Genomic DNA, 13,845 nt, shown 5'->3' with positions numbered 1-13,845 from the left:
CGAGTCGCCACGGAAAAGCACGGACGGAGTGTCAGTGGCGCGTGCCAGACTCGCGTGCATGGACAGGATCACGGGGGCGGCACCGAAGGCCGGCGTCATCGACAGCAGGGAGGCGCTGCTCGGCCGGGTCCGCGCGGGCGCCCGGATCGGGTACCTCTGCTTCTGGGGCCACCGCCCGCTCCCCGACGGCCGCGTCGGTCCGGGCTGCCTGAGCCAGTGGTGGCCGTCGCCGTTCACCGTCGCCGGGGTGGAGTACGCGACGGCCGAGCACTGGATGATGGCCGGCAAGGCCAGACTCTTCGAGGACCCGGAGGCCGAGCGCCGCGTCCTGGCCGCCGGCCACCCCGCCGAGGCCAAGAAGGCGGGCCGGCTGGTCCGCGGCTTCGACGAGGCGGTGTGGCAGCGGGAGCGCTTCGCGATCGTCGTCGAGGGCAGCACCCACAAGTTCGCCTCCGACCCGGCGCTCCGCGACTTCCTGCTGAACACGGGCGACAGGGTCCTGGTCGAGGCGAGCCCGGTGGACCGCGTCTGGGGCATCGGCCTGCCCGCCTCCGACGAGGCGGCGACGGACCCGGAGCGGTGGCGGGGGGCGAATCTGCTGGGGTTCGCGCTGATGGGGGCACGGGAGCGGCTGCGGGCCCGCGCGTCGGGCTGACGCCCGGCGGAGAGCGTCCGACGAGGCCACGCGTCCCCGTTCGGGGCGGCGCGATGCGGGGCGGCGCGATGCGGGGCGGCGCGATGCGGGGCCACGCGATGCGGGGCGGCGCTACACGGGGCAGCGCTACACGGGGCGGCGCGAAGCCGTGCGGAGCCACACGGCGCGGCGCGAGGCCGGGCCCTCAGGGCGCGAGGATCACCAGCAGCCCGAAGCCCACGCCCAGGACCACGCCCACGATCCCGCAGATGACCCCGGCCAGCGCCTGGCCCGCGTTGGTGGCCTCGCCGCGGTTCGCCTTCGCGCGGCCGAGGGAGCCGAAGACGATCCCGAGGATGCCCACGATGATCGCGAGCGGCCAGAGGCAGAAGCCGACGGCGGCGACGATGCCGAGGACGAGGCCGGTGGTGCCCATGCCGTTGCTCGGCATCGGTCCCATGCCGGACCAGCCGTAGTAGCCGTGCGGCTGCGCACCGGGGTATCCGGCCGGGCCCGGGTGCCCGTAGCCGACCGGGCCCGGGTAGCCGTAGGGGACGTGGCCGGGACCGTCCGGCGCGATGGGCGGCGGCGGGACCGGCTGCCGGTCCTGGACGTACGGCGGCGGCGTGACCGGGGGTGCGAAGGGGTTGGGCGCGCCGGTGCCCGCGGCGGCCGCCGGGTCCGGTGCCGCGAAGGGGTTGGCGGGGGCGGACGGTGCGGCCCACCGCGGGGGGTCCGTGGCCGGCATGGACGTGACCGTCTGCTGGTCGTGGACGGACGGGGGCGGCCAGGACGCGCCGTCGTTCGCGGCGACGGTCGCGCCGGGTCCGCCGTCGGCCGCAGGGACGGTGTCCGCGGGCGGCGCCCAGGGGTCGGGGGCGGCCGGACCATCGGGGGCCACCGGTACTTCCGGAGTGCCCGGCGTGCCCGGCGCTCCCGGCGTGTGCGGCTTGTCGAGGCCGACCCCGGGGGCCGGTGCGGTGGCCTCCGCGGAGGCGCCGCCGTCGGCAGGCGTGCCGGGCGCGGCCGACCCGGGTGCCGGATCGTTCCCGGGAGCCTGAGGCGTGTGCCGCGGGTCGTTTCTCGGCGCCTGCGCGTCGTCGGGCATGTGCGGGTCCCCCTCAGTCGAACGTCCCGTCATGCTAAGGCCCGTCCCCGTCCGGCACGGGCCCGGCCTACGATGATCCCGAGTCATCGATCAGCCGATCACCCGCGCCCCGCCGGCCCACGCCGGCCCGGGACGCCGCCGTGGGGAGGAACACCCTTGACCGAGCACCTCGTCGACCCCGACGTCCCGCGTGACCTGCACGCCTTCATCGCCGGACTGCCGAAGGCCGAACTGCACGTCCACCACGTCGGTTCCGCCTCCCCGCGCATCGTCTCGGAGCTGGCCGCGCGCCACCCCGACTCCAAGGTCCCCACCGACCCCGAGGCCCTGGCCGACTACTTCACCTTCACGGACTTCGCCCACTTCATCGACGTGTACCTGTCCGTCGTGGACCTGATCCGCACCCCGGAGGACGTCCGGCTGCTGACCTACGAGGTGGCCCGGGAACTGGCCCGGCAGCAGGTGCGGTACGCCGAGCTGACCATCACCCCGTTCTCCTCCACCCGGCGCGGCATCGACGAGCGCGCCTTCATGGACGCGATCGAGGACGCCCGCAAGGCGGCGGAGGCCGAGTTCGGGACCGTACTGCGCTGGTGCTTCGACATCCCCGGCGAGGCGGGGCTCCAGTCGGCGGAGGAGACCGCGCGGCTCGCCACGGACGACCGGCTGCGCCCGGAGGGCCTGGTCTCCTTCGGCCTGGGCGGGCCCGAGATCGGGGTCGGCAGGCCGCAATTCAAGCCGTACTTCGACCGGGCGATCGCCGCCGGACTGCACTCGGTGCCGCACGCCGGCGAGACCACCGGCCCGCAGACCGTCTGGGACGCCCTGACCGACCTGCGCGCGGAGCGCATCGGCCACGGCACCAGCTCCGCCCAGGACCCGAAGCTGCTGGCCCACCTCGCCGAGCGGCGCATCCCGCTGGAGGTGTGCCCGACCTCGAACATCGCCACCCGCGCGGTGCGCACCCTCGACGAGCACCCGATCAAGGAGTTCGTGCGGGCCGGAGTCCTGGTGACGATCAACTCCGACGACCCGCCGATGTTCGGCACCGACCTCAACAACGAGTACGCCGTCGCCGCCCGGCTCCTCGGCCTGGACGAGCGGGGCCTCGCCGGCCTGGCGAAGGACGGGGTCGAGGCGTCGTTCCTGGACGCGCCGGGCAAGGCGCGGATCAAGGACGAGATCGACACGTACACCGCCTCCTGGCTCTCCTCCTGAGGCGGGCGGCCCCCATGCGTCCTCCCCTGCGCGACGTGACCGCCGTGGCCCACCGCGGCGACCCGTACCGGCACCGCGAGAACACGCTCGACTCGCTGCGCTCCGCCCTCGACCGCGGCGCGGACGCGGTCGAGACCGACGTACGCCTCACCCGCGACGGCGTGCCCGTGCTGCTGCACGACGAGACCCTGAAGCGGCTGTGGGAGCACGAGCGGCCGCTGCGCGCGCTGTCGGCGGAGGAGGTGCGGGGGCGCACGGCGGGCGGGGTGCCGACCCTCGCTCAGGCGCTGGCCGCGACCGAGGGCAGCAGGCTGATGCTCGACCTGCCGGGGGCGCCCGGCGAGCGGGCGGTCCGGCGCATCGTGGACGTGGTCCGCGAGTGCGGGGCCGAGGACCGCGTGTACTACACGGCGGGGCCCGTCGCCATGCTCGCCGTACGCGCCGCCGACCCCGCCGCCGAGATCGCCCTCACCTGGACGACGTCGGCCCCGCCCCGGGCCGCCCTGCTGGCGGCGGTCCGGCCGCGGTGGCTCAACTACCGCTTCGGCCTGGTCGACCGGGCCCTGTCCGACCGCGTCCACGCCGACGGCTACCTGCTGTCGGTGTGGACCCCCGACACCCGCCGCACCATGCGCCGGCTGATCGCCCTGGGCGCCGACTCGATCACCACCAACCGGGTCGACGTACTCTGCGCCCTGCGCGACGCGGCGGGTCCGCGCCCGTAGGGGCGATCCCGCACAAGTCCCCCCGCTCGTGGGGGACTTCCCGGAGTCCGGGCCCGGGGCCCGTGCCCTCCTCACCGACGATCCGTGACGGGTCGCGGCGGACGAGGATGATCATCGACCTTCCCGCCCGGACCCTCTGGAGCCGTCGATGCGTGCCCGTACCTCCACCGTCCTCGCCGCTTCCCTCGTACTCGCCCTCGCCGCCGGCCCACTTGCGGCGCCCGCGTTCGCCACCCCGCCCTCCCCCAACGCGTCCGCAACCTCCGGCCCCGGGCACAGAACGGACGGCACGAACGGGTCGGACGTTCTGGACGAAGCCGCGCTGCGCGCCGCCGTCGACGCGGTCCCGGACCAGCACGCCACCGCCGCCCTCGTACGGGTCGGCGCAACCGGCGAGACCTGGCGCGGCAGCGGGGGTGTGCGCGACCTGGCCAGTGAGCGCCCGGCACGCGCGAACGCCCGCTTCCGGGCCGGGTCGATCACCAAGGTCGTCACCGCCGCCACGGTGCTGCGGCTGGCGGCGGAGGGCAGGGTGGACCTGGACGCGCCGGTGCAGCGCTACCTGCCCGGCCTCTTCACGCCGGAGTTCCGGAAGCCGATCGGCGTGCGCCAGTTGCTGAACCACACCAGCGGCATCCAGGCGGGAGACGGCCTCGGCGACGACTTCGCGGAGGCGTACGCGCACCGCTTCGACACACTCACCCCGCAGCGGGTCGCGGCGTCGGCGATCGCGCGGGGACCGGAGTTCGACCCCGGGGACCAGCAGCACTACCTGAACATCAACTACACGGTCCTCGGCCTGTTGATCGAGAAGGTGACGGGACGCACGTACGCCGCCGAGGCCACCCGGCTCGTCCTGCGCCCGGCCGGCATGCGCCACACCTACTTCCCCGGCACCGACCCCCGCATCCGGGGCCCGCACAACCGGGGCTACCAGAAGGTGGAACGGCCCGACGGGACGACGGAACTGGTCGACGTGACCGAGTGGAACCAGGCGGACCGCTGGGCGGCCGGCGACATGATCTCGACCACCGCCGACCTGGAGCGGCTGCTCACGGGGCTGTTCTCGGAACGGATCGTGCCGCAGCCGCAGTTGGAGGAGATGTTCACGACCCCGGCGGGCCTCCCGGAGGCGACCCGCAGCGCGGGCCTGGAGTACCAGAAGGTGGGCGGCCAGATGTTCTGGGGCAAGTCCGGCTCCCGCTACGGCTACAGCGCCCTCATCGGCGGAACCCGCGACCTGAGCCGCACCCTCGTCCACTCGGTCAACTCCACCGACGCCAAGAGCGCGGAGCGCAACCCGGTCATCGACGGCATCACCGCGGCCGCGCTCAAGTAGCCCCCGTCAGCCGCAGCGCACCGGCGCGCCGCAGCCGGGCGCAGAGGGTGAACGGGACGACGACCAGTGCTACACGCCGACGATCCCGTTCCACCGCTTCGCGAACTCCGCCCGCTCCCCCGCCCCGATGTCCCGGGCGATCCTGAGGCGCTCGCGCATTCTGTCGTCCGGGAAGATCAGCGGGTCCTCGGCGAGGGCGGCCGTGTCCGGGTCGTCGGAGGAGGCGAGTACGTCCCGGGCGGCGGGGACCGGGCAGACGTAGTTGACCCAGGCGGCCAGCTCGGCGGCCACCTCGGGCCGGTAGTAGTAGTCGATCAGCCGCTCGGCGTTGCCCTTGTGGCGGGCCAGGTTGGGGATCATCAGGGATTCCGCCCACAGTTCGGCGCCCTCCTCCGGGACGACGAACTCGATGTCCGGGTCGTCGGCCTGGAGCTGGATCACGTCACCGGAGTAGGCCTGGCAGGCCAGCACGTCCCCGCTGGAGAGGTCCTTGATGTAGTCGTTGCCGGTGAAGCGGCGGATCTGGCCCTTGCCGACCTGCTTCTCCACCAGGTCGCACATCGCGTGGAAGTCGTCCGTCCGCCAGTCGGTGATATCCACCCCGTCGCCCTGCATCAGCAGGGCGAACGCCTCGTCCATGCCGGACAGCAGGGTCACCCGGCCCTTGAGGTCGGCCGCCCACAGGTCGGACACGTGCCGGATCTCCCGGCCCAGCCGACGGCGGTTGTAGGCGATGCCGGTGATGCCCGACTGCCAGGGCACGGTGTACTTGCGGCCGGGGTCGAAGGCGGGCGAACGCAGCAGCGGGTCCAGGTACTTGGTGACGTTCGGCTGCCGGGAGTGGTCCATCTCCTGCACCCAGCCGAGCCGGACGAACCGGCCGCACATCCAGTCGCTGATGACGATCAGGTCGCGGTCGGTGGGCTGGTGGTTCATCAGGGACGGGCTGATCTTGCCGAAGAACTCGTCGTTGTCGTTGATCTCCTCGATGTAGTCGACGGAGATGCCCGTCCGGTCCTCGAACGCCTCCAGCGTGGGCCGCCGGCTCGGGTGTTCGTCGTCGGTGTCGATGTACAGCGGCCAGTTCGCCCAGGTCAGCCGGCGTTCGGTGGCGGACCGGTCGGCGGCGGCGCGGTCGCCCGGCGCGACGTACGCGGCCGGCACACCGCAGCCGGCCAGCGCGCCGAGCGCGGCGCCGCCGCCCAGGCCGCGCAGCAGGGACCGGCGGGAGATCGAGGGCGTCCTCGGGAGCAGGGGCATGGCCGCAGGATCCCGCGCCCGCGCCCACCGGGACAATCGACGCTGCGTCGAGCGGCTCCGGCCAGGCCCGACACCCTGTCGACCGGGACGCGTTCACGTTGCACGCACCGCGGCCCCGGACGGGATTCCCGTCCGGGGCCGCGGTGCGCGAACCGGGGTGTCAGGCGTCCAGCGACGTCATCACGTGCTTGACGCGCGTGTAGTCGTCGAAGCCGTACGACGACAGGTCCTTGCCGTAGCCGGACTTCTTGAAGCCGCCGTGCGGCATCTCGGCGACCAGCGGGATGTGGGTGTTGATCCACACGCAGCCGAAGTCCAGCTTCTTGGACATCCGCATCGCGCGGCCGTGGTCCTTGGTCCACACCGAGGAGGCCAGCGCGTACTCGACGCCGTTGGCCCACTCGACCGCCTGGTCCTCGTCGCGGAAGGACTGGACGGTGATGACGGGGCCGAAGACCTCCTTCTGGATGATCTCGTCGTCCTGCTTGAGACCGGAGACGACGGTCGGAGCGTAGAAGTAGCCCTTGTCGCCGACCCGGTGGCCGCCCGCCTCGACCTTGGCGTGCGCGGGCAGGCGCTCGATGAACCCGGTGACCTGCTTGAGCTGGTTCGGGTTGTTGAGCGGCCCGTACAGCACGTCCTCGTCGTCCGGCTGCCCGGTCTTGGTCTCGGACGCGGCCTTGGCGAGGGCGCTCACGAACTCGTCGTGGATCGACTCGTGGACGAGCACGCGGGTGGCCGCCGTGCAGTCCTGGCCGGCGTTGAAGTAGCCCGCGGTCGAGATGTCCTCGACGGCCTTGGGGATGTCGGTGTCCTCGAAGACGACGACCGGGGCCTTGCCGCCCAGCTCCAGGTGGACCCGCTTGAGGTCCTTCGACGCGGACTCGGCGACCGACATGCCGGCCCGCACGGAGCCGGTGATGGAGGCCATCGCCGGGGTCTCGTGCTCGACCATCAGGCGGCCGGTGTCGCGGTCGCCGCAGACGACGTTGAAGACGCCCTTGGGCACGATCGAGCCGATGATGTCGGCCATCAGGGCCGTGGACGCCGGGGTGGTGTCCGACGGCTTGAGGACGACCGTGTTGCCCGCGGCGAGCGCCGGGGCGAACTTCCACACGGCCATCATCATCGGGTAGTTCCAGGGGGCGACCTGCGCGCAGACGCCGATCGGCTCACGGCGGATCATGGAGGTCAGGCCCTCCATGTACTCGCCCGCGCTGCGGCCCTCCAGCATGCGCGCGGCACCCGCGAAGAAGCGGATCTGGTCGACCATCGGCGGGATCTCCTCGGAGCGGGTCAGCCCGATGGGCTTGCCCGTGTTCTCCACCTCGGCCGCGATCAGCTCCTCGGCCCGCTCCTCGAACGCGTCGGCGATCTTCAGCAGGGCCTTCTGCCGCTCGGCCGGTACCAGGTCGCGCCAGGCCGGGAAGGCCGCGGCGGCGGCCGCCATGGCCGCGTCCACGTCCGCCTGTCCGGACAGGGGCGCGGTCGCGTAGGCCTCTCCCGTGGCGGGGTTGACCACCTTCGTGGTCCGTCCGTCGGCGGCGTCCCGGAACTCACCGTCGATGTAATTGCGCAGACGACGCAGCTCGGTGCTCACTGCCGGCCCTCCAAGGTTGGGTGTCCAATCACTGAGACACCCACCCTAATCCGTGCACCGACGTTTTCAACACCCCCGATCGCCTCTTGATTGCGAAATCCGCAGACTGGAACGACCTAGACAACGGATTTCATCGGTACGGCCTTGCGAAACTGTCGAGACGTCGTGCAGAGTGAACCCGTGGCCAGTCGAAGCGCAGACCCGAAGGACTCCCGCGAGTCCAGGAACGGCGGTCCCCAGTTGGACGCCGTCTCCCTCGCCATCGTCGAACAGCTCCAGGAGGACGGCCGCCGGCCGTACGCCGCCATCGGCAAGGCCGTGGGCCTCTCCGAGGCCGCGGTGCGCCAGCGCGTCCAGAAGCTGCTCGACCAGGGCGTGATGCAGATCGTCGCCGTGACGGACCCGCTCACCGTGGGCTTCCGCCGCCAGGCGATGGTCGGTGTCCACGTGGAGGGCGACGTGGAGTCCGTCGCCGACGCGCTGACGGCCATGTCCGAATGCGAGTACGTGGTGATGACCGCGGGCTCGTTCGACCTGATGGTGGAGGTCGTCTGCGAGGACGACGACCACCTCCTGGAGGTCATCAACCGACGCATACGGGCCGTGCCCGGCGTGCGCTCCACCGAGAGCTTTGTCTACATGAAGCTCAAGAAGCAGACCTACATGTGGGGAACCCGATAATCGTGAGCACCGACAGCCCCAAGGACCTCAGCAGGACCGCGTACGACAACCTGTGGATGCACTTCACCCGCATGTCGTCGTACGAGAAGGCCCCCGTCCCCACCATCGTCCGCGGTGAGGGCACCCACATCTACGACGACAAGGGCAAGCGCTACCTCGACGGTCTCGCCGGCCTGTTCGTGGTCCAGGCCGGACACGGCCGCCAGGAGCTGGCGGAGACCGCCGCGAAGCAGGCGCAGGAGCTGGCCTTCTTCCCGATCTGGTCCTACGCCCACCCGAAGGCCGTCGAGCTGGCCGAGCGCCTCGCTAACGAGGCCCCCGGCGACCTCAACAAGGTCTTCTTCACCACCGGCGGCGGCGAGGCGGTCGAGACCGCCTGGAAGCTCGCCAAGCAGTACTTCAAGCTGACCGGCAAGCCGACCAAGCACAAGGTCATCTCCCGCGCGGTCGCCTACCACGGCACCCCGCAGGGCGCCCTGTCCATCACCGGCCTGCCCGCCCTCAAGGCACCGTTCGAGCCGCTCGTCCCGGGCGCGCACAAGGTGCCGAACACCAACATCTACCGCGCCCCGATCTTCGGCGACGACCCCGAGGCCTTCGGCCGCTGGGCCGCCGACCAGATCGAGCAGCAGATCCTCTTCGAGGGCCCGGACACGGTCGCGGCCGTCTTCCTGGAGCCCGTGCAGAACGCGGGCGGCTGCTTCCCGCCCCCGCCCGGCTACTTCCAGCGGGTGCGCGAGATCTGCGACCAGTACGACGTGCTGCTCGTCTCGGACGAGGTCATCTGCGCCTTCGGCCGCCTGGGCACGACCTTCGCGTGCGACAAGTTCGGCTACGTCCCGGACATGATCACCTGCGCCAAGGGCATGACCTCGGGCTACTCCCCGATCGGTGCCTGCATCATCTCGGACCGCCTGGCCGAGCCGTTCTACAAGGGCGACAACACCTTCCTGCACGGCTACACCTTCGGCGGCCACCCGGTGTCCGCCGCGGTCGGCATCGCCAACCTCGACCTCTTCGAGCGCGAGGGCCTCAACCAGCACGTGCTGGACAACGAGGGCGCCTTCCGCGCCACCCTGGAGAAGCTGCACGACCTGCCGATCGTCGGCGACGTCCGCGGCAACGGCTTCTTCTACGGCATCGAGCTGGTCAAGGACAAGAACACCAAGGAGTCCTTCACCGACGAGGAGACCGAGCGCGTCCTGTACGGCTTCCTCTCCAAGAAGCTCTTCGAGAACGGCCTGTACTGCCGTGCCGACGACCGCGGCGACCCGGTCATCCAGCTCGCCCCGCCGCTGATCTCCAACCAGGAGACCTTCGACGAGATCGAGCAGATCCTGCGCGCCACGCTTACGGAGGCGTGGACGAAGCTCTGATCGGCCTACCGGATGGTCATCCGGTAGTTCCAGAAGATCATCACAGGCCCCGGCGCCGTCCGTTCGAGTGAGAACGGCGGCCCGGGGCCGCGTGCTTTCCGGCTTCCCCCGCGGCGACTCCCTACCGTGCCCAGTGACCGATCGGCCCCCTCCTCGTTCCCCCGGACGGGGGACGTGACCGGGGAAACACGGATCAGAACCGAGGTGTACGCCCATGGAGGCTCCGCCGGACAACGACGTGCTCTGGGCCCGCGCCCTGCACTTCCAGCACCAGGACGGCTCCCCCGCGCTTCAAGGCGTGTCGCTGGGCGTCCGCGAGGGCGAGATCCTCGCCGTGAGCGGCCCGCGCGGCAGCGGCAAGACCACGCTGCTGCGCTGCCTGTCCGGACTGGTCCGGCCGCAGGACGGCGAGGTGTGGTTCAACAGCGTGCCGGTGCACACCATGGGGTCGCTCAGCCGCGAACGGCTGCGCCGCGACCGCTTCGGCTGGATCGACCCCGCCCCCGTGCTGGTCCCGGAACTGAACGCCTGGGAGAACGCCGCCCTGCCCCTCATGCTGCGCGGCACGGGCCGGCGCCGGGCCAAGACCGCCGCCCTGGAGTGGCTGGACCGCCTGGACGTCGGCGACAAGGCCCGACGGCGCCCGCGGGAACTCCAGCAGGCCGAGCGGCAGCGTGTCTGCATCGCCCGCGCGCTGGCCGTCGCCCCCGCGGTCCTCTTCGCCGACGAGCCCACGGCGCCGCTGCACCGCGCCGACCGCGCCCAGGTGCTGCGCACCCTCACCACTGCGGCCCGCTCGCACGGCATCACCGTCGTCCTCGCGACGCACGAGGCGCAGACCGCCGGCCTGGCGGACCGCGCGGTGGCGCTGCTGGACGGACGACGGGTACGGACCGTGCATCTGCCCCCGCTCGCCGAGACCACGGTGGCCACGGGCGCCGCCGGGGCCTCCGGAACGGAAGGCCGGGCCGCGTGCTCGCTCTCCGCCTGACCCGCGCCGCCCATCTCGCCGTCCACCTGCGCCGTCTGCTGGTCGCGGTGGCCTCGGCGGGCACGGGCTTCCTGCTGCTGTGCGCCTTCGGACACGCGATGAGCCACTCGGACGCGCCCGGTTCCTCCGCCCTCCGCCTCGCCTGGTGCGCGGCGCCGCTCGCCGCCACGGTGTACCTCGCGGTCGCCGTGGCCCGCACCGACCCCGGCACCCGGCCCCGCTCGGGGCTGTCCGCGATCGGCCTCGGGCCGGGCCGGCTGATGGCCGTCTCGGCGACGACGACGGCCCTGTCGGGCGTGCTCGGTTCGGTGGCGGCCCTGCTGGTCTTCCTCCACCTGCGCGGCGACCTGACGGGCCCGCCCATCGACGGCGTCCCGGCCGACGCGCTGGCCGTCGGCCAGTCCCTCCCGGCGCCGGCGATCCTGACGCTGCTGGCCCTGGTACCGGCCGCCGCCTCGGCCACGGTCGCGTACTCCCTGCGCCCCCGCGAGCCGCGTCGCCCCCGGGCCACCGGCACCCGCGGCTACGGCCGCTTCGGGGCGTACGGCTGGGGCAAGGCCCGGGAGACCTTCGGCGCCTACGGCCGCTTCGGCGCCCGCTGGACGTCGTCCCCGGCCCGGGCCGGTGCCCCGGCGCCCACGGCCCGGCAGGCGGCCGGTGGTTCCGCCGCTCCCTCCGACGCCCCCACCGGAGGAGCCGCCCTGCTGACGCGGGCCGGCGACGGCGACCTCGCGGCGGACCCGGACGGCCCCCCGCCCGCGCAGGACTCCGCCCCCGCCTTCCCGGCACCCCGCCCGCCGAACACCACCGTCCTCCCCTGGGGCATCGCCGTACTCGCCGCGGGCCTCGCCGTCGAGACGTACACCGGGCACCCGGCCACCACCCCCGACACCACCCCGTCGGCCGGCGTACTCGTCGGCTGGGCCCTCACCGCCCTGGGCCTCGCCCTCGCCGGCCCCGGCCTCACCCACCTGTGCGGCCGCCTCCTCCAGGCCGCCCGCCCCGGCGCCCTGCGACTGCTGGCCGGGCGCGTCCTCATGGACGAGGCGCACCGCATCGGCCGCCCCCTCGGCGTCGTCTGCACCGTGGCGGCCGCGGCCTACGTAGCCACCTCGCTGTACGCCACCGACGGCCCGGACTTCGGCGCGCTGAGCACCCTGGGCGCCCTGCTCGTGGCCGGCTGCACGGTGGCCACCCTCCTCACCGCGGCCGTGGAGGCCAAGCACGACCGCGCCGACACCACCGACGCCCTGCTGCGGCTGGGGGCGCCCCCGGGCACCCTGCGCGCCGCCGCCGCCGTACGCGCCGCCGCGCTGCTCGCCCTCTTCGGCCCGCTGACCCTGATCGTCGCGGCACTGGCGGCGCTCCCCCTGTCCCGCTGACGCCCTCGCGGCACCCGCGAGAAAATTCTCGAAGAGATCCACCGAACGGCGATGAGTTCCGGGCGCGCCGTACGTCTAACCCTTCGAACAGCACGGCAACGGCAGCGCACTTACGGGAGAGGCCCTCATGTACCAGCAGATGATCTTCGTGAACCTGGCCACCAACGACCTGGCCGCCTCGAAGAAGTTCTTCACCGGTCTCGGCTACGAGATCAACGCCCAGTTCAGCGACGACACCACGGCCTCGATCCCGCTCAGCGAGACCATCGTCGTGATGGTGCACACGCCGGAGAAGTACCGCCAGTTCACGAAGAAGGAGATCGTGGACTCCGCCAAGTCCAGCGAGGTGCTCCTCGCGCTGAGCGCCGAGAGCCGCGAGAAGGTCGACGAGCTGGTGGAGAAGGCGGTCGCGGCCGGCGGTTCGGTCAGCGGCGAGACCCAGGACCACGGCTTCATGTACGGCCGCGCCTTCGACGACGTCGACGGCCACACCTTCGAGGTCGTGTGGATGGACCCGGCAGCGGTCGAGGGCTGAGCCGGCAGGGGGCCGAGCCACCTCCCGACGTGCTGAAACGTGTCGGTGGTTAATAAGACGGCAAAGTCAACGTGCTTGGCTGGCATATGCGTTGACACTGCTTATGCACCGCTTATAAACCAGTGAGGCTCATGGGTGTGCTGATGCCGTGTCATCGGGCGTCGGCACCCTGCCCACCCCCCATCTGTGCTCCCGTAAAGGACAATCGTGGCAGTCCTGTCCATAATCAGCCGCACGGCATCACGCCGTAGCGTCCGCGCCCTCGGCGTCGTCGCCGCCTCGGCGGCCTTGGCCGTCGGCGCCGCGGGCAACGCCCTCGCCTGCAACATCGGCGAGTTCTCCGCCGCCGCCAAGTGCGAAGGCGACAAGGGTGTCATCACCGTCACCGACGTGGACCCCGCCGGCGTGCCCGCCGTCGTCACCGTCTACCTGCAGAACAACGGTGCCGACGCCGAGAAGGTCGGCGAGCAGACGGTCAAGGGTTCGCGCGAGGGCAGCACCATCACCTTCGCCGCGGACTGGAAGCCGAACGCCGAGTACCGCATCCACGTCAAGGCCGACCCCTACGTCGACGAGGACATCAAGCCCAACCTCAAGACCCCGTCGACCCCCTGCAAGACCGAGGACACTCCGAGCCCGAGCCCGTCGGAGAGCTCCTCCACCCCGTCCGACGAGACGGAGAGCCCGGCCCCCGAGCCGTCCACCTCGGCGCCCGCGCCGACGGAGGACGAGAGCACCGCTCCGGCGGCCGCGCCCAGCAACGCCCCGTCCCCGGCGGCCGGTGACTCCAACCTCGCCGAGACCGGCGCCAACTCCAACACCGGCATGATCGCCGGCATCGCGGCGGCCCTGGTCGTCGTCGGTGGCGGTGCCGTCTTCTTCGGCCTGCGCCGTCGCGGAGCGAACAGCACCCGCTGACGCCCGCCCACAGATGGACAGCGGCGGTGGCCCGTCCCCGGTTCGGGGGCGGGCCACCGTCATGTCCAGGGGGGCACC

The 13,845-nt window shown here is 72.4% G+C and carries 13 protein-coding genes; 10 read left to right on the top strand and 3 right to left on the bottom strand.

Annotated elements, in window-relative coordinates:
* Positions 1-58 precede the first annotated feature (58 nt).
* The gene (locus ACZ67M_RS36375; RefSeq protein ID WP_450734008.1) at positions 59-655 is read left to right on the top strand and encodes an NADAR family protein; all 597 of its coding nucleotides are present in this window, start codon (positions 59-61) and stop codon (positions 653-655) included.
* A 184-nt stretch (positions 656-839) separates the two neighbouring features.
* Here ACZ67M_RS36375 and ACZ67M_RS36370 read toward each other — a convergent pair whose 3' ends face one another.
* Entirely contained in the window at positions 840-1,742 is a 903-nt protein-coding gene (locus ACZ67M_RS36370; RefSeq protein WP_469854177.1) for a DUF4190 domain-containing protein, read from the bottom strand.
* A 156-nt stretch (positions 1,743-1,898) separates the two neighbouring features.
* On the opposite strand from ACZ67M_RS36370, the gene ACZ67M_RS36365 reads away from it, so the two are divergent.
* From ACZ67M_RS36365 to ACZ67M_RS36355, 3 genes are all read left to right on the top strand, one after another.
* Positions 1,899-2,960, top strand: a complete 1,062-nt coding sequence (locus ACZ67M_RS36365; RefSeq protein ID WP_361365454.1) for an adenosine deaminase — start codon at positions 1,899-1,901, stop codon at positions 2,958-2,960.
* Between the two features lie 14 nt (positions 2,961-2,974).
* Entirely contained in the window at positions 2,975-3,685 is a 711-nt protein-coding gene (locus ACZ67M_RS36360; protein ID WP_469854176.1) for a glycerophosphodiester phosphodiesterase, read from the top strand.
* 148 nt (positions 3,686-3,833) lie between these two features.
* Positions 3,834-5,024 (top strand): serine hydrolase domain-containing protein, encoded by a 1,191-nt coding sequence (locus tag ACZ67M_RS36355; protein WP_392104002.1) that lies wholly within the window; start codon positions 3,834-3,836, stop codon positions 5,022-5,024.
* A gap of 69 nt (positions 5,025-5,093) precedes the next feature.
* On the opposite strand, the gene ACZ67M_RS36350 is transcribed toward ACZ67M_RS36355, so the two are convergent.
* Complete coding sequence (locus ACZ67M_RS36350) at positions 5,094-6,284, bottom strand: polyamine ABC transporter substrate-binding protein (protein WP_469854175.1); 1,191 nt, start codon at positions 6,282-6,284, stop codon at positions 5,094-5,096.
* A 160-nt stretch (positions 6,285-6,444) separates the two neighbouring features.
* The gene (locus tag ACZ67M_RS36345; protein ID WP_469854174.1) at positions 6,445-7,884 is read right to left on the bottom strand and encodes a gamma-aminobutyraldehyde dehydrogenase; all 1,440 of its coding nucleotides are present in this window, start codon (positions 7,882-7,884) and stop codon (positions 6,445-6,447) included.
* A 165-nt stretch (positions 7,885-8,049) separates the two neighbouring features.
* Here ACZ67M_RS36345 and ACZ67M_RS36340 point away from each other — a divergent pair, with 165 nt between their 5' ends.
* The 6 genes from ACZ67M_RS36340 to ACZ67M_RS36315 all read left to right on the top strand — a co-directional run bounded on the left by ACZ67M_RS36340 (position 8,050) and on the right by ACZ67M_RS36315 (position 13,767).
* Entirely contained in the window at positions 8,050-8,565 is a 516-nt protein-coding gene (locus ACZ67M_RS36340; RefSeq protein WP_469854173.1) for an Lrp/AsnC family transcriptional regulator, read from the top strand.
* Positions 8,566-8,567: 2 nt separating this feature from the next.
* Positions 8,568-9,941 (top strand): aspartate aminotransferase family protein, encoded by a 1,374-nt coding sequence (locus tag ACZ67M_RS36335; protein WP_385802301.1) that lies wholly within the window; start codon positions 8,568-8,570, stop codon positions 9,939-9,941.
* 214 nt (positions 9,942-10,155) lie between these two features.
* Positions 10,156-10,932, top strand: a complete 777-nt coding sequence (locus ACZ67M_RS36330; protein ID WP_469854172.1) for an ABC transporter ATP-binding protein — start codon at positions 10,156-10,158, stop codon at positions 10,930-10,932.
* Positions 10,914-12,314: a hypothetical protein gene (locus ACZ67M_RS36325; RefSeq protein ID WP_469854171.1), complete on the top strand. Its 1,401-nt coding sequence runs from the start codon at positions 10,914-10,916 to the stop codon at positions 12,312-12,314. The genes ACZ67M_RS36330 and ACZ67M_RS36325 overlap by 19 nt, the downstream gene beginning before the upstream one ends.
* A gap of 127 nt (positions 12,315-12,441) precedes the next feature.
* Positions 12,442-12,849: a VOC family protein gene (locus tag ACZ67M_RS36320; protein ID WP_125495025.1), complete on the top strand. Its 408-nt coding sequence runs from the start codon at positions 12,442-12,444 to the stop codon at positions 12,847-12,849.
* Positions 12,850-13,056: 207 nt separating this feature from the next.
* Positions 13,057-13,767: an LAETG motif-containing sortase-dependent surface protein gene (locus tag ACZ67M_RS36315; protein WP_361365432.1), complete on the top strand. Its 711-nt coding sequence runs from the start codon at positions 13,057-13,059 to the stop codon at positions 13,765-13,767.
* Positions 13,768-13,845: the final 78 nt, after the last annotated feature.

The organism is Streptomyces sp. NPDC107500, from assembly GCF_055582785.1.
This window is presented reverse-complemented; position numbering and strand designations above follow the sequence as displayed.

Bases quoted from the DNA above. Each gene is read 5' to 3' on its own strand.
- ACZ67M_RS36330 (WP_469854172.1), top strand. From the start codon at position 10,156: ATGGAGGCTCCGCCGGACAACGACGTGCTCTGGGCCCGCGCCCTGCAC.
- ACZ67M_RS36375 (WP_450734008.1), top strand. From the start codon at position 59: ATGGACAGGATCACGGGGGCGGCACCGAAGGCCGGCGTCATCGACAGC.
- ACZ67M_RS36320 (WP_125495025.1), top strand. From the start codon at position 12,442: ATGTACCAGCAGATGATCTTCGTGAACCTGGCCACCAACGACCTGGCC.
- ACZ67M_RS36355 (WP_392104002.1), top strand. From the start codon at position 3,834: ATGCGTGCCCGTACCTCCACCGTCCTCGCCGCTTCCCTCGTACTCGCC.
- ACZ67M_RS36370 (WP_469854177.1), bottom strand. From the start codon at position 1,742: ATGCCCGACGACGCGCAGGCGCCGAGAAACGACCCGCGGCACACGCCT.
- ACZ67M_RS36360 (WP_469854176.1), top strand. From the start codon at position 2,975: ATGCGTCCTCCCCTGCGCGACGTGACCGCCGTGGCCCACCGCGGCGAC.
- ACZ67M_RS36350 (WP_469854175.1), bottom strand. From the start codon at position 6,284: ATGCCCCTGCTCCCGAGGACGCCCTCGATCTCCCGCCGGTCCCTGCTG.